Source organism: Oribacterium sp. HCP28S3_H8 (assembly GCF_052064775.1).
Taxonomy (GTDB): Bacteria; Bacillota; Clostridia; order Lachnospirales; family Lachnospiraceae; genus Oribacterium.
Map to the genome: position 1 here is coordinate 25,854 of NZ_JBQHUZ010000002.1, position 17,661 is coordinate 43,514.

Below are 17,661 nucleotides of genomic sequence, written 5' to 3' on the forward strand. Positions count from 1 at the left end.
GATGCGTATGCAGAAGTGTTACATGCAAACGATCTTCTTTGATTTACAAATGAAGCGGAAAACATGTAAAAGAAAGCGAGAATAATCAAATGACTACGTCTATCGCAATTACAATCGGCATATGGGTTTTAATGCTGTGCTTACTGGCATTAACCAAATATGATTTTGGCGGAATCGCCATGTTTATTGTTGCATTGCTGGTTCTCACAAAAAGTGTAGATGCAGGCACTGCACTGGCAAAGTTTGCAGATTCAAATGTAATTATTATTGCATCAATGATGATATGTGCAGCAGGTTTTAGCAAGACCCGTGCCGTAAAGAATATTGGGACGCTTTTATTTAAAGTTTCCGGCGGCAGTTTTGAACGATGCTGTGCAATGTTTATGGTGGTTCTGTTTATTATGGGATTCTTTATTCCAGGTGCAGTCGGTCGTATTGCGATTGCATACCCTATCATGATGGAGGTTTGCCATAAGTATAATCGAAGCCCGTCGAAAATAATGTTTCCGGTGGGCTGTATGATGCTGTGCGATCAGACAGGGTTCCCTATAGGTGGTGCAGCCGTTACATATGCAAAGTATAATGGGTTTCTGGCAAATGGTGGATATTTGTATGGTGATTCGTTCAATATTTTAGATCCTTTTATCGCTCGTATACCTGTTTGTATCATAATGCTGATTTATTTCATGACCATCGGTGTGAAGATTGCTCCGGAGGTTTCTCCTCTTGGTGTTCAGAGCCTCGAAGTAAAGCGAAAGAAAGAACGTGAGCTGACAAAATTTCAGGAAATTGCGGCATATTTCATCTTTGGTGCAACCTGCCTTGGACTTGTTTTCTATAACAAAATGGGAGTTCCTCAGTGGCTTGTTACATTTATTGGTGCAATCTTAATGTATGCTGTAGGCGCAAATAATGTAAAGGAATCCATTGCCGCAATGCCTATTAATCTTATGATGCTGTTGATTGGCGCCTTTGTAATGAGTGAGGCATTGCTTCAGACAGGTACAGGTGCGTATGTTGGTAATCTGGTTGCAGGTGCACTTGGAGGTCATCCGAATACCATCGTTCTTTATTCGGCGTTTTGGCTTATTGTCGTATTCCTGACACAGTTTATGAATAACGGCGCAACAGCCAATCTGTTTATACCAATAGCAATTGCGACCTGCAACACGTTAGGCTGTAGTGCAAAGGGTTTGATTATGATCATTCAGAATGCATCGTTAGTGGCCTGGTTCATGCCAACGGCAACAGCTGTTATTCCAATGCTGATGGAGGGTGGTGGATATGATATTAAGGCCATGATTAAACAGGGATTACCTCCGGCACTTGTTAAATCAATTGCACAGATTGCCTGGATAGCATTTATGTTTCCGGCTTTTAAGTAAAAGCAAATTATGCATTGTAAGTGCAGATATCAAAAGGAAGGTCTAGAATTATGATGAATATAAAAGAAATTCTCTGGCATGGTGAGGACCAGTTATTATGGAAAGCTGAAGTCGGCATCGAAAACAACTCTCCTTGTATTAAGGATTTAAGTTATCAGACAAATGGAGAGTGGGTCAACCTGTGCTCCAATCTATATCCGGAATTCAAGGTGATTACAGGCATACGTACGAAAAAGAATCCTCAGCGAGAGAAGGGATTGGCTGCAGGTGAAAGTCTCGATTTCCAGTGGGATACCTATTCCGATGATCCTATGAGCCGCAAGGATGAGGTTAAAGAGGCAAAGGATAGCTGGAATACCAAACATATGGATGCTTGCGAAAACGGAAATGAGCAGGTGGTAAGTTTTGATGGTCTTACACTAGGACAGTTCTCAGGTGGATTTGAACTTCATTTTTACGAAGGCTGTAACTTGATTCGAATTGAAGCAGTAGCCTCTACACAGGATGACGGAGTTTGTTACCTCTATCATGGTGGGCTTAGTGGATTCCAACCTGACAAAATATACTATGTCACGCCGAAGCGCAGAGAGGTTTTGGAAAACCCTGGTTATCATACCAATGCTGGTCCGGATAGAGATCGTGAGCGTGTTTATGCACGTGGGCGAGTTTTAACATTGCAGCAGCCTCATGGTGCTGTAGCTGTAATGCCGACGCCTCATCGTTTTGTATGGGGAGGGCAGACGGAAAACAATGTAGGGTATAACTACTATTCCCTTGAAAAGAATGGAAAATTTTCAATTGGTGTCCGGCATAATAAGGAACAGGAGCATTTCAATGTTCGCTGGCCATTATATAACGCAAAACCAGGGACCAAGCAGCGTATGTCGTTTTTCCTCGTGGTGAGCAGTGGTACGGTTTATACAACACGTGCTATGGCTATGCAATATACTAATTATGATCATCTGCGTCCGCTTGATGGCTATAAGCGCTTAGGATCTCATATGCATATTGCGAGCCAGGCTGCATTTATACGTGATTATCGGAAGCAACGTCCATGGGAACTTCTTGTGAAGGAAAACGGATTTGACATTTTTTCACCATGCGATTTTTGGGCGGAAGGAAGGTGTGACGATAATAAAGAGGGACGAAAATCGGATTTGGAGCGTTATCAGCTGGAGTCTCATTATGTAAGTACACCGGATTTTCTTCTGGTAACCGGCGAGGAAATTGCCGTTATGGGCAAGGACAAGTCAAAGCAGTTGATTCCGTATCATTTTATGATCTGGCCTTCAAAACCAATGCTTTACTCACGTTGGAGAGATGATGATCAGGAGTTTGCTGAGAAATTACCAGATGGTCGCACATATTATCATCTGAAGAGTGCAATGGATGTTGTGGAAATGTGCCGCCGTGAGAATGCATTTATCCAGATGCCGCATCCGGATACAAAGGCAAATGATGGATTGCCATATGATTGTAAAAATGAGCCATGGTTCACAGATGAACGTTGGATGGGGTTCGGCGCCCGCATGCTTCCGGCAGACAACTCTGTGGATCATATGTTTGCCGGACGTATCGAACGAGTATGGAATGATATTAATAACTGGGCAGATCAGCCGCGTTATGTCATGAGTGAACTTGACACATATTCAAAGGTGAATGAAAACGAAGAGGATTGGGAACTGTATCCAATGACAAACTGTACGTATGTACAACTTGATCATATCCCATCATCAGATCACTATGACGAGCTGGTCGATGCGCTTCGCGAAGGCAGACATTTTTACTCAACAGGTGAGGTTTTACTTGAACGCAGTAGCATAGAGGATGGAAAGGCGTCGGCAACATTCAGTTGGACATTTCCGATGGCTTACGCGGAATGTGTTTATTCGGACGGTGAAAATGTTCAGTCATTGAGAGTACCTATGAATAATACAAAACCTTATGGTCGACAGAGCGTCGAGTTTAGTTTCCCTAAGGGAATGAAGTGGGCCCGCGTTTTTGCAACTGACATTGCCTGGAATTCTGCATTTGGAATGCCTGTCTTTATAAAATAAAGATGTATTAAGTGAAATGTATCGATGCAATGTTGTATAATTGCGCATTTTAACTGTACCTTATACGATAGAAATCAAATTATGTCTTGCATTTTCACAAATACTTGATTTATAATTCGATTCGTTGATTTTTTTGATATCGTGCCGGAAAATCCGGACAAATAAGTATGACCGTCTGCGAGAGCAGCAGGGACGTTGGAAGACGAAACTCCGTTGGAAGACAGCTCCTTGCTGCTCTTTTTATGTGCGCGGAATTTATGAGGAGGGAACAGTAATGCCAAAAACAAAGGTGCAGGGAATTGTATTTGGACTGATTATGTCTTACGCAATGGCATACGGAATGGAAGTGTACAACGTTGCAATAAAAGAAGGCTTCAACCTGAATGTCGGAGGTTTTTCCACGATGACAAACCAGGTGTTCCTGGGAGCGCTGATCGAGGCGTCTTATAAGGATGCGTAAGCTTAAATAAAACAGTTGCCAGATTCTATATTTTCGGGTATGTTTAAGTGCATGGCGGACAGGGAGGTCCGACTATTTTGCAAGGATGCCCAAAAGAGGTATACATTGGAGTATCGGCATTTACATCTTAAAAGGCGGGTGCTGCTGGCGGCATCAGCTATTTCTTTTTTGACAGCCAGTCCGGCAATGGCAGCGAATGCTTATTCCTTGACAGCAGCATATGCCTGCGATCCGGAGGACATTTTGACTAAAGAGCAGGAAACTGAGACTCTTGATACGTCATCTATCCAGCAGTATACATCGCTGGACTACCAGGCATTAAAAGCGTTTACCAATGAAAATGAACTTACAACAAGGGCTCGGCAGTGTCTGATCAGCTATGCTATGCAGTTTGTAGGCAATCCGTATGTCTGGGGAGGAACCTCCCTTACCAATGGAGCGGACTGTTCTGGCTTTGTACAGGAAATCTTCCGGCACTTTGGTATCACAACAGGCAGAACATCACGGGATCAGTATGCAAACAGTCTGTATCTTAAAGGCGCTGAGGTTATGCCGGGGGATCTTGTTTTCTATGCAGATCAAAACGGGACGGTTGATCATGTGGCAATATATGCGGGTAATGAAATGATTCTGCATGCGGCAAACAGAAAATCAGGGATCAAGGTGTCCCGTTATGATTACCGGAGACCGTATGCGTATGGTCGGTTTATTATTAACTAAATCTTTATGCACATTGCCAAATTATTTTAATCCTTAAATTCATACTAATATTTCAAACGTATCTTCCGATAAATATAAAAGAACATGATTCGTAAATATTTCACGTAAAGAGCTTCAGACAGATTGAAGCATTCATGAAATGATTTACAGATTTTCAGCAGGAAGGTATGCACATGAAGAAGTTTAGGGACATGAAAATCAGGAACAAATTCATTACTGTTCTTGTCGTCATGGCGGTACTTATTTCCACAATGATGGGACTTTCGTTCGCCGCCTTTTTAAGAATGAGCCACATGATGAATGAATCCGCTAATGTTCAGTACACCAACACAAAGGCGCAGATGGACATGCGGAAGGACATTCAGACCATTAATAAACGATTGCTGCTGGCGATGATTGATCCGGAAAATAACACAGCGGCAGACCAGAAGGCCGATTTTGACGAGCGTTTCGCCAAGATGAAGAGCAACATCGATACGATTTCCGCAACACTTGGTGATGATGCATTGATTGCTGATCTCAGAACCAAGTTTGATGCACTGGAAACAAGCAGTGATAAGATACTGGAGATGCTGTCCTCCGGGGATACAAATAGTGCACTTGCTTATTACAAGGACGGATTTAATAATGGAACATCTGAGGATTTTGTTTCATCGCTCAGCAAAGTAGGAGATCTCTCAGATCAGCAGGCTGATGCCAAGATCAGCGAAGCAAGGATACTTACAACGCGGAGCTCGGTTATGATCGGATGCATCTTTGCAGTGGTGATGATCTTTGCCATTATTATTTTCCTGCATCTCGCAAGAACAATCAGCGAGGGAGTCAGTGTCATGAGTGAAGCTATGAACGAGCTCAGCAAGGGAAAATTTAATTTCAAGCTGGTTGAGGAGAAGTCCTCTAATGATGAGATCGGTACCATGATTAACGATATGCATGTAGTCATGCAAAATCTCAGCAGTGTGGTTAATCAGACGGCTTCTATCCTTACTGACATGAGCCATGAAAACTTTGCAACTGAGCTTCCGCATCCGGAAGATTTCCAGGGAGATACCATTCCGATCCGGGACGGTTTTGAAAAAGTCAGAAATAATCTCAAAAATGTATTTTCTAATATGAATCAGGTGTCAGAGAGAGTGCACAGTGGTTCTGAGCAGATCGCCAATGGTTCTATGGCTCTGAGCCAGGGTGCGACGGAGCAGGCTTCGACTTTGGAAGAGCTTACAGCGACTGTGACAACACTCAATGATAAGATCAAGGCAAACGCCAAATCAGCAAAAGACGTTGAGGATTTCTCCGCAAATGTTGCAGACCGCATTACAGAGCAGAATGAAGAAATGATCAAAGTTCAGGCTGCAATGCAGGAAATCGAAGAAAAATCCAATCAGATCGAAAACATCATAAAGGCAATCGATGACATTGCGTTCCAGACCAATATCCTGGCATTAAACGCTGCAGTAGAGGCAGCAAGAGCAGGAGCTGCTGGTAAGGGATTTGCAGTTGTTGCAGATGAGGTCAGAAATCTGGCTGGAAAGTCTGCGGACGCGGCTTCAGAAACCTCTTCTCTTATTGAAGCGGCAATTACCGCAATCCGTAATGGATCCAAGATGGTTGTAAATACGGCCGCTTCACTCAATGAGGTGAAGGACAATTCTGTAAAGAGCAAGGAGTTGGTTGCTGAGATCGCGGAGCAGATGCAGGAGGAAGCTTCCTCTATTTCCGAGATTACAACCGGACTTGAGCAGATTTCTCAGGTTGTACAGCAGAACAGTGCGACTGCGGAGGAGAGCTCTGCCTCCAGTCAGGAGCTGAATGATCACGCTGCATTGCTCAAGGATATGGTGGAAAAAATCAGCTACTAATACTACAAATATTAAATACCTGCAGGAGTACAACATATTTAATCTCCTGCAGGTATGATCGCAAATTATATCCTTTTTAAATATAATTTTATTCTTAAAAGTACTTGTCAAATTGTTAATTGTTTGATAAATTATCTGCTGTCAAAAAGCAATTATCTCCTCTCAGTTCACCGAATTTCTACGGAGTCTGGGGGGTATCCTCATATTGATAGTATTACGCATTTGATACAAGTACGTATCATACTCTGAGAAGGATATCAGAGAATTACTTTTTGTTTCTGAGCGTCTTTATGCGGACTGCCGATAATAGATTTCGGTTCGCAGATTTTCCCTGAAACAAAATTCATAGGTGGATGCATTTCTAAGGATGGATTTGCTTCTAACAAATTGCCGGGCGATATGAACGCGGTTTATTTTTCGCCTGTCTTTTTATGCGGGAGGAGTTAGTTTATCATGGAAGTGAATCAGCTTCAGTCTATTAACTTTAATCAACTTTCTAAATCTATTTCCATTGATCAGAAACGTGAAAGCAGTGCTGGTGATGGTGCGGCTATGTTCCAGGATGTCTTTCAAAATACCGTGAATAATGTCCGTGCAACACAGAAAGACGTGGAGAACAAGCAGTATTTACTCGCAACTGGTCAGCTCACGGATGCACATTCTCTTCCCATTGCCGAAGCCAAGGCTGCCGTAAGCCTGGATCTGTTGATTTCGCTTAGAAATAAGGCCATGGAATCCTATAATGAACTGATTAAGATGCAGCTTTGATTGTAGTCTTCGCTGTTTATAATTAAAAGATCTGGGGAGATTATTTTGGAAAACGCGAAGGAAGCTTGGCAAAATCTGCCAAAAAAGAAAAAAAAGGCTCTGATTTCGATTGTTGCAATTACTTTTGCAGTTGCTGCTGCTATCATTATTTTTCTCAATCTAAGTCATAAAACTTCATATAGTCCGTTGTTCACCGGCCTTAGTCAGGATGAAGCAAAGCAGGTTGTGGGGCTCCTGCAGGAAAAGCAGGTGAAATATACCTATGATGCATCGGATGGCAGCATTTCGGTTCCGGATGCGGATGTCGAGAAGACAAGAGTTGAGCTGCTGAGTCAGGGGTATCCCAAGAGCGGCTTTGCTTATAACATGTACATCAGTAATACTGGTCTCATGACGACGGAATCAGATAAAAAGCAATATACGCTTTACGATCTCCAAGATCGTCTTGGGGCAACGATACGGTTGTTTGATGGGGTTCAGGATGCCAAAGTGACGATTGCAAACGGCTCGGATTCAACATTTGCACTGGATTCCGGCGATAATGTTGAAGCATCTGCATCGGCAGTTGTGACGATGACCCCGGGGTCAGCGCTTTCGGAAAAGAATGCCGAAGCCATAAAAAATCTGATATCCCGATCTGTTAAGGGGATCAATTTCACCAATGTATCGGTGTTTGATGCTGCAACAATGGAGGAAATCGGCGGTCAGAGCGGAGATTCCTCTAAGGCAGCAGGAACCCTTGAGTCCGAAGCGGAGTCAAAAGTGGAGGCGAATATCCGGAAGGTTCTCGGTAAGCTTTACGGTGCGGAAAATATCGCGGTTTCTGTAAAAGGAACGCTTGATATGACAAAAATTGTCCAGGAAAATACGCAATATAATGTGCCGGAAAAGATAAATGACCAGGATAAGACCGGACTCATTAGTCATGAGGAAACGAACTCGGAAAAGATGGGAAGCAAGGATGGAGGTACCGGTGGTGTGGTCGGTACGGATGCCAATGCGGATACGCCGAGATATACGACGGAAACGGGAGAAACTACAGAAAGTGGAGATTATGCTAATTCCAGCGCAAGTCGGGACTGGCTTTACAATGTCCTGAAGGAGCAGAGAGAGATTTCACCTGGTGCGCTGAAAGATGCCTCTGTTGCTATTGTGATCAGTACTGCGGATCAAAGCGTGCAGGAGGATACTTTGATCAATCTTGTAGCAGATGCGGCGGGTATCGATCGGGATGCGGCAGCCAATAAGATTACAATTGTCCGTTCCGAAAACACTTCGCAGGTAGAGGCGACAGATACACAGTCTGAAAATCAAGGGGCTGATTTGTCAAAATTTCCAATTAAAGCATTTATCATCATGATCATTTCGTTTGTGTTACTGCTTCTTTTTGTTATTGCAGCCGTGATTTTCCGTATTCGGAGCAAAAAGCAGGAAAAACTGGAGGAAGAGGAGCTGAAAAAAGAGGAGCAGTTGCGCGCGGAGAGAGAAGCAAAGGCTAAAAAGGCTAAAGAGGAAGAAGAACTGGATATTGGCGGGCAGGATTCCGAAGCGGAGACACAGACGGATGCTTCCATGAGGCACGGTATGCGCCTTAAACGGCAGATTGGAGATTTTGTAGATCAGAACCCGCAGGCGGCAGCAAAGCTTCTTCAGAGCTGGCTGCACGAGGAGGAGACGAAGAATGGCAGAAACAGCAGAAAATAATATTTCAGTAAAACTGCCGGAAAAAGAGCTTTCGGCCAAGGAAAAGGCAGCGCTGGTAGTGGTTTCACTGGGATCAGACCGGGCATCCGCTCTTTATAAGTATCTGAGTGAACCTGATATTGAGGATCTCACCTATGAGGTCGCGCAGATCAGCCGGACAAATAATCAACAGGTAGAGGATACGCTGTCTGATTTTTACAGACTATGCCTTACGCACAAAATGATGACAGACGGAGGAATCGAATATGCAAGGACAGTGCTTGAAAAAGCATTTGGAGAATCCGCTGCCAAAAATCTGCTTGCAAGAGTTTCCAAGACACTTGCCAGTAAACCATTTAACTTTTTCAGCAAGGGGGATCCGAAAGCAATTATCAGTATGCTGCAACCGGAACGTCCACAGGTTATCGCACTGGTGCTTTCCTATATGGATTCCAGCCAATCCGCGCTTGTACTGGAAAGTCTGCCAGAAGAAAAGCGGATTCCGATTGTTGTAGCAATGGCAAACATGGACCGTGTATCTCCGGATGCGATCAAAATCGTAGAGTCTGAGATGAAGCGTAAGTTCTCTACATTCATTACGAGTGAGGATAACATGAGTCTTGGAGGAATCGACTTTGTGGCAGATGTCATGAATCACATAGACAGAAGTTCTGAAAAGAGAATCTTTGATGAGCTGGATGTTTCCAATCCAGATCTTTCAAGAGATATCAAGGATAAGATGTTTGTATTTGAAGATATCCTCACGCTTGATGATCGTTCTGTACAGAGATTTATCCGTGATTGTGACTCCAAAGACATTGTATTTGCGTTAAAGACGGCATCCGAAGAAATGAAAAATATTTTCTTTAATAATATGTCGAAGCGTATGGCAGAAACGGTAACGGAAGATCTGAAGATGCGTACCAATGTGAGATTGAAGGATGTTGAGGAAGCACAGCAGAAAATAGTGAACCTGATTCGGAAACTGGAGGAACAGGGAGAAGTCGTCATAACTAAGGGTGGAGGAGATGAAGACACCATCGTTGCATGAAAATAAAATTGTAAAGTCAGTGGATGCGGCTGAGTTCCCGCCGTATATCATGCCGGCACTGACCGGTGACTCTACTTTGGAGATCAGGAGATTTATCCCGGAACATATTTCGAAGGTCAAGGGTAATAAAAATATAGAAACGGGAACGCCTATTTGTGTATCGGATGCATTTGCAGACTGTATTTCTGAACAGGCAGACATGGATTCCATAATGGAGGCAAGGATTATCGGTGAACAGAAGCTTCGGGAAGCCATGCAGCAAGCAGAAAAGCTGATGAAGCAAGCCAGAGCAGAGGCAGATAAGATCCGGAAAGATGCATCGGATGAAGGATATAATGCCGGATATCAGCAGGGAATCGCTGATGGTCGGGAAACCGCACTGCAAAAAGCACGTGCTGAGTTTTTAGAAAAAACAACTGTCATGCAGCAAGAGGTAGCGGATGCTCTTGATAATATGATGAAGATTCGGGAACGAAGCTATCACAGATATCTCGATGAGCTAAAGGAAGTTGCGATCAGGGTTGCGGAAAAAGTCATTCATGTAAGTCTCGCTACAAGCGGCAGCGTAATTAAAAAAATGATACTTACGGAAGTTGAAAATATGAAGCGGACAGAGTGGGTTCGTATCTATATTGATCAGTATGATTATGACAAGCTGATGGAGGTTGATGAGGATATTTTGGATGCATTGGTAAAGACATCCGATAATGTGAAATTTGTTGTGGAGGATAAAGAGCCCTCTGGCTATTGTGTGATTGAAACACCAGATGAACGAATGGATCTCGGAGTTAGTACGCAGATGAATAACATCCGGGAAGCGCTGGAAAATATACCCTATGATTTGAAAAAGGATCTGGAGGAGCAGACGGATGTTTGAGAAGATTTCATCCATGCTGGATCGTACAGATGCGATTGGCAGAATGGGGAGAATTGAAAATATCATTGGTATGGCTATGGAAGCATCCGGATATCATGCGAGTATCGGAGATATCTGTCTTATTCATGATGAGGAACTTCAACATGATATCCCAGCAGAAGTGGTCGGTTTCCATGGTGATCAAATCAAGCTCATGACATATGAGTCCACGGCAGGCATTACCTCCGGGAGTTTTGTGCGGAATACACGACACCGCCTGCGGATTCCAGTCGGCGATTTTTTAAAAGGACGGATCATCAATGCGATGGGAGCGCCGATGGACGGTGGTGAAGCTTTCCCGGAGAAATGCGAGAAATACACGGTAAACAGCGGATATACCAATCCCCTGGAGCGCCCTCCGATCCGTGAGAAGCTTACACTTGGGATCAAAGCAATCGATGGCCTTAACACTATAGGCAAAGGGCAGAGAATTGGTATCTTTGCAGGATCCGGTGTAGGTAAAAGTACATTGATGGGTATGATCGCCAAAAATGTCACAGCGGATATCAATGTGATTGCATTGGTTGGAGAGCGTGGCAGAGAGGTACTGGAGTTTGCGGAAAAGGATTTGGGACCGGAAGGCATGAAGCGGTCGGTTCTCATTGTCGCTACATCAGATCAGCCGGCGATGATGAGGCTCAAGTGTCCGCTCGTTGCAACCACTGTGGCAGAGTATTTCCGGGATCAGGGTCTTGATGTACTTCTTATGATGGATTCTCTTACAAGATATGCCATGGCGCAGCGAGAGATTGGACTTGCAACCGGAGAGCCTCCGATAGCAAGAGGATATACGCCTTCGATTTATGCAGAGTTTCCGAGGCTGTTGGAACGGGCAGGGCAATTTAATAAGGGTTCCATCACTGGGATTTATACCGTTCTTGTGGAAGGCGATGATACAAATGAGCCGATTGCCGATACGGTACGAGGAATCCTGGATGGTCATATTGTACTTTCTAGAGTGCTTGCGGCAGAAAATCATTACCCGGCTATTAACATTGGCGCAAGCGTGTCGAGATTGATGGTGGAGTTGGTATCGGATGAACATCGTCGCTATGCATCCCGGATGCGGAACTTGCTGGGCCTTTATCAGAAAAATGCGGATCTGATTTCGATTGGGGCTTATAAACACGGTACTAATGCAGCACTTGATGAAGCGGTAGAGAAGTATCCCCGGATTAATGAGTTTTTGATGCAGGGGACGCGTGAAAGTTTTTCTTATGATGAGACTGTTGGCAGAATGAAGGAAATCGTTGGAGAGCCTTAAATGAAGAAGTTAAAATACCGTTTGGAAACGGTTCTTGAATATAAAACAATGATCCTTGATACAAAGAAAAACGAATATGCGGAATGCATGCAAAGAGTAGCAGGGAAGCAGCAGGAAATTGCTGCGATCCGTGCAAAAGCGGATGCGCTGCTTAAGGAATTTGACGAGGTCAAGCATAGTGGCGCGTCAATTGAGCATTTTCTCTTGTATTCCAGGATGATTGATCAACTGGAAAAAGAGGCGGAGTACCAGGAAAAAATACTTTTTCAGCTGCTGCAGAAAGCGGAAGAAAAGAAGCAGGAAGTGATTTCTCTGAGTAAGGATGTTGCAGGATTTGAAAAGCTGAAAGAAAAACATAAGGCAGAGTATTATCTACAGGAAAAGAAGGATCAGGAAAAATTCATAGAGGAATTTGTATCCTATCGTTCCCACGTTTCCGAAGCAGCGTCCTGAGGAAAGGAGCATGAAACATGGAATCAGTAAATAATCAGGTAAACTGTCAGGATAATATCAGTAAAACTGGTTCATATAGAAAAACAGAAAAAAGATCCGCGGATTTCATGGTTCTTATGGAGGATACAAAGAAATTGCAAAGTGGTGCTTCGGACACTGGAGCAGAGATGAAAGCAACTCTTGTATCTGAAAAGCATTTGGATCAGTATGCATCCGGTAAAAAAGATGTGAATCAGGCAGATGAATGTACTGAAGGCACAGATCTTAATAAGGACAGGCTGAAAAAGCAGAGTGAACAGGAGCTCGCATTGCTTGATCAATTAATGCAAAGCAGTCAGACAGATAAAGTCTCCAGTATAAAATTATCAGATGCTGGCAACCAGAAGGCAGAAGAAAAACTAGCAGATACATTTCCATGCATAACATCCGATCTTCGAGATTTATCGGTACAGAAGCCATTTTTATCAAAGAATGCGTCTCCGGAATCTGCAATCTCGGCAGGTGATGGCATCAAGGAAGAAAGTACGCTTACCAGCGGATGGATGCAGGAAGTTACGCAGGGGAAAAAAGGCATCCTTGATACTCAAAGTTCCGAGAATGCAGTCAGGCCTAAGGGACGATCCGGACTTGCTTTAGAATTGCACAGGCATTTATTTAAAACAGAGGCAGAAACCGGGCCTGGAATTTTATTGCGGGATATGCAAGAGATCGGGCAAGAGCGCGAAAATGCAGACGGATCTTTGCTCCAAAGCCAGGATTTGAAAGAGGGTATTCATGAGCTTGCATCCGGGAGTAAAAAATCTAATCTCCGGAAGGACGAAATGCATTCCATCAAAGGCTTAAAAAAGACAGAGACGTTGACAAATCATCAGAGTATATCCGGAATGCAATCTCCCGTTTCTAAAGAAATTCCAGCAGAAAGAGATACGGGAACATTGAGCGAAGTCCACACGCTTCATACTTCTGAGGAATCTTTAGGTAGTGATCTTACAAATTTTCTTTCAGAGAGGCTTCCTACGGATAATGGAAAAATCATCCTTCGACTGGATCCGCAGGGCCTTGGAAAAATTACAGTGGAGATCAGCTTTCATGGAAATGAATCTGAGGTGAAGCTGATTCCGTCCAGTGATAGAACGCTCGATATTCTGAGTCATCATGCGGAAACGATGGGAAGCATTCTAACGCAGAAAACCGGGCAGGACACAGAAGTGATTGTTACTGCTACGGAGCAGTCTTCTACAAGCCAGGATCTAAATGAAAGGGATCCGGGAAATTCGGAAGGAAGCCAGCAACAGGGGGCCAGACAACAGAGCCGACAGAGAAACGCACATCGAGAAGCTGTGGCGGAAACTTTCCTGCAGCAGATGAGACTGGGACTGGTTTAAGGAGGAGACAATGGCTAATATTTCAAGTCTAAGCAGTACGACAGATGCGTACAGCATCAAGACTTATACGGCAGAAAAGAATGACAAGAATACGCTGAATATTCAGAGCTATTTTAAGCTTATGGCTTCTCAGCTTGCGCATCAGGATATGACGAGTCCGATGTCAAACAGTGAAATACTGGGACAGATGTCTCAGATGGCGATGATCCAGTCATTGGCAGCTGTCAATACTTCGATGGAGAAACAGATGACGATGAGTCAGCAAAGCTACGGCATCAGTATGATTGGAAAAAACGTCATGGTTTCCGTACCGGCGGATGAGGAAAAAGGCATAGAAGCAGTTACAAAGTCCGGACTTGTGGAATCTGTTTCATTTTCCGGTAAGGAGTTAAGCCTTCGCCTGTCGGGGGATCCGACAAATTATAAATTAACCGATGTTATTTCCGTAGGAGGAAATAGTTCCGCTCAGACTCCGGAAAAAGCAGCAAAGGAAACGGACCAGGTTTAGTTATTATTGTCTTTTTAGATAGGAAATCAGTAAGTTCATTAAAGGAGATCAATATGTTAAGAGCAATGGATTCTGCAGTCGCTGGATTAAGAGCACATCAGAACAAACTGGATGTCATTGGAAATAATATCGCCAATGTTAATACCTTTGGTTTCAAAGCACAGACGTATAGCTTTAAGGATGCTATGTATCAGACATCTACCGCATCCTCTGGCGGTTCCGTAAAAAAGGAAGACGGAAAAGACGCTGCAGGGACCTATGTGGCTGGTGTCAATGGTGCACAGTATGGCTATGGAACTATGACGGGTGCGATTACAACGGATATGACGAGTTCCACACCAAGCTATGTCGGCGGTTTTAATGCTTCGATCAACGGATCCGGGTTCTTTATTACGAGTTCCACACCAAACAAGGTGGAGCTGTCCAAGGATGATGATAAAAATAATAAGGGAGATACCACCAAAAATAGTGAAGCTGCAAGCAAAACGAGTGATGCGCTTAAAAATGCCGGTCTTACCTTTACAAGAGTAGGACAGTTTTCTATCGATGCAAATGGATACATCGTGGATGCAAACCAGAATTATGTGATGGGATTTTCCGCGGAACAGCCAAGGAACTCTGCGACAAAGTTCAGTAGTGATCTTGTAGCGCTCAAAGCGCCTTCTGAAATCGCATCCGGAACAACAGGAGAAGGCAAATATGATCTTGGATCTTCCCTGCAGATGAAATCAGTCAGCATAGATAATGACGGAACGATCCGTGGCGTGATTGATGATAATGGACAGTCGACAAGCATTGTTCTTGGTAAGGTCGCTGTTGCAGGCTTTCAAAACGAACAGGGACTTATGAAGGCGGGTAACAATGGATTTAACACCACACCTGGAGATAATGCTGGCATGGTGACAGCCAAGGTTCCTGGAGATGGATCCACGCCAAATCTGATGGCAGGATATCTGGAGGGATCCAATGTAGATCTTGCTAAGGAATTTGCGGATATGATCACCACACAGAGAGGATTTCAGGCCAACTCCAAGATCATTACTGTTTCGGATGAAGTCCTGCAGGAACTGGTTAACATGAAGCGCTGAGTTCTGGCAATTACTAGATGCTGTTATAAAAAGCTGAAGTGGTTTCTCCTGGGACTTTTCCGGAGCGGCCGGGTAAAACTAATAAATTTCAGAAACCTGTCGAAAGAAAAGGAAAGGGAAGGTTATGATTCATCTTACACGTCTAAATGGAGCACCGCTGATTGTCAATTATCTGCAGGTCCTTTTTATTGAACAGATTCCGGAAACAAAGATAAAACTTGCAAATGGGGATTATTACCTTGTCAAGGATTCTGTGGAATCCATTGAGCGGCAGGTGCAGCAGCTGTTTCATGACATTCTCACGTTTCAGGATAAAGTGAGGAAGGAATAAATGGATATTTCGACATTAGTCGGATGGATATTGGCGATTATATTGATTGTCAATGGAATTACGGTGCAGAAGCTTGGAAATTTTGTGGATATGCCATCCATCCTTATTGTAGTGGGAGGAACCATAGCAGGATTGATCGCCTGTTATCCATTTCGGATTCTTAAGGATGTCCCAAAGCATATCGCAATTTGTTTTCGTGGCAAAAAATACAATATTCCACAGACAGTGGATCAGATTGTGGATCTTGCTATGATTGCGAGGCAGAGCGGACTTCTGGTTTTGGAAGAGAAGGCGGGAGAAATCAAAGAACCGTTTTTTAAATCCGCAGTGCTTATGATTGTAGATGCCAATGATCCGGATAAGGTAAGAGCTGTGCTGGAGCGTCAGGTAGAAAGCATGATGACACGGCATGAGGAGGCACGGGGAATGTACCTCAAAGGTTCAGCACTGGCACCGGCTTTTGGCATGATCGGCACACTGGTTGGTCTGATTAACATGCTGAAGGCAATGGATCTCTCCGGAAGCGGCGGAGGAAGTACACTTGGACAGGATATGGGTGTTGCCCTGATTACAACCTTTTATGGTTCTACGCTTTCCAACGTATTGTTTCACCCGATTGCGCAGAAACTTGGCGTCAGGGACAATGAGGAGATTCTGTATTGTACAACGGTCATCGAAGGCGTGCTTGCAATCCAGGCAGGTGAAAATCCTAAGACAATCCGTGAGCATCTGCTTGCGTCTTTGCAACAGAGACAACAGGATAAATTGATGAAAAAATCCGGAGATAAGGGAGGAGACAAGTGATTAAAAAAAAGGGAGGCGGAGGAGACGAAGGCGGAAGCTGGATGGATACCTATGGGGATCTTGTTACCCTGCTTCTAACCTTTTTTGTACTGCTTTACTCCATGTCAAGTGTAGACTCACAGAAGTGGGACATTTTTGTCCGAAGCATTTATCCAGATGGTGTAACACCAAGCGAACGTCTCAAAGCCAAGGATGCCGAAGAAGAGCCGATTGTTTTAAATGGCGAGATTGAGACAGATGTATCGGAGACTGATGCAGACAACGGCCTTGGGGACGCGTCTGTCGAGCAAAATACGATTGATCCGGACAGCAATCAACTTTATCTGCAGATAGCCAGTGCCTTAAAGAAAGCAGGATTATCACAGGATGCAGAGGTAACGGGCGGTGAGGATTATACATTTGTTGTGTTTAAGGATAAGGCTTTTTTTGGCGGTGACAGTTCTGTACTGACGGAAGAAGGTAAAAAAACGCTGGATGTGTTTTCTGATACGATACAAGGTACCAATGACCTGATTTCGCAGGTTAATGTCATGGGACATACAGCACAGGCGGACCCGGGGCAAAGCAATAATCTGAGGTCAGACCGGATGCTGAGTTCCATGCGGGCTGCGGAAGTTACAGTTTATCTACAGGAAAAAAGTATTATAGATCCGGATAAATTTGTGAGTATCGGATATGGTCAGTATAAACCGCTTGAGTCCAATGACACACCGGAAGGCCGCGCAGCCAACCGTCGAGTAGAAATTCTGCTGATTGATAAGGACGCAAAAGATAAAAGTCTTGACGATTACTATAAGGAAATTCAGGAAAACATCAATGGCGATACTTCAATGGTATTGATGGAGGACGGCAGTAATCCGGCCGCGGAAAGCCGGGAAGCCGAGCCGGGATCCTGAACGATGTAAACAAAAAATAGGGGTTAGGGGATC

General features: G+C 44.0%; 17 protein-coding genes. All 17 read left to right on the forward strand.

Annotated features, from left to right (window positions below; all coding sequences use genetic code 11):
- The first annotated feature begins 89 nt into the window (after positions 1-89).
- Positions 90-1,385, forward strand: a complete 1,296-nt coding sequence (locus tag ACTNEN_RS02210; RefSeq protein ID WP_441204432.1) for an SLC13 family permease — start codon at positions 90-92, stop codon at positions 1,383-1,385.
- Between the two features lie 50 nt (positions 1,386-1,435).
- On the forward strand, positions 1,436-3,442 hold the full coding sequence (locus ACTNEN_RS02215; RefSeq protein ID WP_441204433.1) for a hypothetical protein: 2,007 nt from the start codon (positions 1,436-1,438) through the stop codon (positions 3,440-3,442).
- A gap of 274 nt (positions 3,443-3,716) precedes the next feature.
- Positions 3,717-3,902, forward strand: a complete 186-nt coding sequence (locus ACTNEN_RS02220; RefSeq protein ID WP_441204434.1) for a hypothetical protein — start codon at positions 3,717-3,719, stop codon at positions 3,900-3,902.
- Positions 3,903-4,145: 243 nt separating this feature from the next.
- Entirely contained in the window at positions 4,146-4,622 is a 477-nt protein-coding gene (locus ACTNEN_RS02225; RefSeq protein WP_441204435.1) for a C40 family peptidase, read from the forward strand.
- A gap of 173 nt (positions 4,623-4,795) precedes the next feature.
- Positions 4,796-6,481: a methyl-accepting chemotaxis protein gene (locus ACTNEN_RS02230; protein WP_441204436.1), complete on the forward strand. Its 1,686-nt coding sequence runs from the start codon at positions 4,796-4,798 to the stop codon at positions 6,479-6,481.
- A 453-nt stretch (positions 6,482-6,934) separates the two neighbouring features.
- Positions 6,935-7,249, forward strand: coding sequence for a flagellar hook-basal body complex protein FliE (fliE, locus tag ACTNEN_RS02235; protein ID WP_441204437.1), 315 nt, complete (start codon positions 6,935-6,937; stop codon positions 7,247-7,249).
- Positions 7,250-7,294: 45 nt separating this feature from the next.
- Complete coding sequence (gene fliF / locus ACTNEN_RS02240; protein WP_441204438.1) at positions 7,295-8,953, forward strand: flagellar basal-body MS-ring/collar protein FliF; 1,659 nt, start codon at positions 7,295-7,297, stop codon at positions 8,951-8,953.
- Entirely contained in the window at positions 8,931-9,983 is a 1,053-nt protein-coding gene (gene fliG / locus ACTNEN_RS02245) for a flagellar motor switch protein FliG (protein ID WP_441204439.1), read from the forward strand. Before fliF ends, fliG begins: the two co-directional genes overlap by 23 nt.
- Entirely contained in the window at positions 9,961-10,860 is a 900-nt protein-coding gene (locus ACTNEN_RS02250) for a FliH/SctL family protein (protein WP_441204440.1), read from the forward strand. The genes fliG and ACTNEN_RS02250 overlap by 23 nt, the downstream gene beginning before the upstream one ends.
- Entirely contained in the window at positions 10,853-12,163 is a 1,311-nt protein-coding gene (locus ACTNEN_RS02255; RefSeq protein WP_441204441.1) for a FliI/YscN family ATPase, read from the forward strand. The genes ACTNEN_RS02250 and ACTNEN_RS02255 overlap by 8 nt, the downstream gene beginning before the upstream one ends.
- Complete coding sequence (fliJ, locus tag ACTNEN_RS02260) at positions 12,164-12,616, forward strand: flagellar export protein FliJ (protein ID WP_441204442.1); 453 nt, start codon at positions 12,164-12,166, stop codon at positions 12,614-12,616.
- A 17-nt stretch (positions 12,617-12,633) separates the two neighbouring features.
- Positions 12,634-14,001, forward strand: a complete 1,368-nt coding sequence (locus ACTNEN_RS02265; protein ID WP_441204443.1) for a flagellar hook-length control protein FliK — start codon at positions 12,634-12,636, stop codon at positions 13,999-14,001.
- A 10-nt stretch (positions 14,002-14,011) separates the two neighbouring features.
- Positions 14,012-14,509, forward strand: coding sequence for a flagellar hook assembly protein FlgD (locus ACTNEN_RS02270; RefSeq protein WP_441204444.1), 498 nt, complete (start codon positions 14,012-14,014; stop codon positions 14,507-14,509).
- Between the two features lie 53 nt (positions 14,510-14,562).
- Entirely contained in the window at positions 14,563-15,597 is a 1,035-nt protein-coding gene (locus ACTNEN_RS02275; RefSeq protein ID WP_441204445.1) for a flagellar hook-basal body complex protein, read from the forward strand.
- A gap of 124 nt (positions 15,598-15,721) precedes the next feature.
- Positions 15,722-15,928 carry a flagellar FlbD family protein gene (locus ACTNEN_RS02280; protein ID WP_441204446.1) on the forward strand — a complete coding sequence of 69 codons (207 nt, stop codon included), beginning with the start codon at positions 15,722-15,724 and terminating at the stop codon, positions 15,926-15,928.
- On the forward strand, positions 15,929-16,732 hold the full coding sequence (locus tag ACTNEN_RS02285) for a motility protein A (protein ID WP_441204447.1): 804 nt from the start codon (positions 15,929-15,931) through the stop codon (positions 16,730-16,732). It begins immediately after the preceding gene.
- Positions 16,729-17,628: an OmpA/MotB family protein gene (locus ACTNEN_RS02290; protein ID WP_441204448.1), complete on the forward strand. Its 900-nt coding sequence runs from the start codon at positions 16,729-16,731 to the stop codon at positions 17,626-17,628. Before ACTNEN_RS02285 ends, ACTNEN_RS02290 begins: the two co-directional genes overlap by 4 nt.
- Positions 17,629-17,661 lie beyond the last annotated feature (33 nt).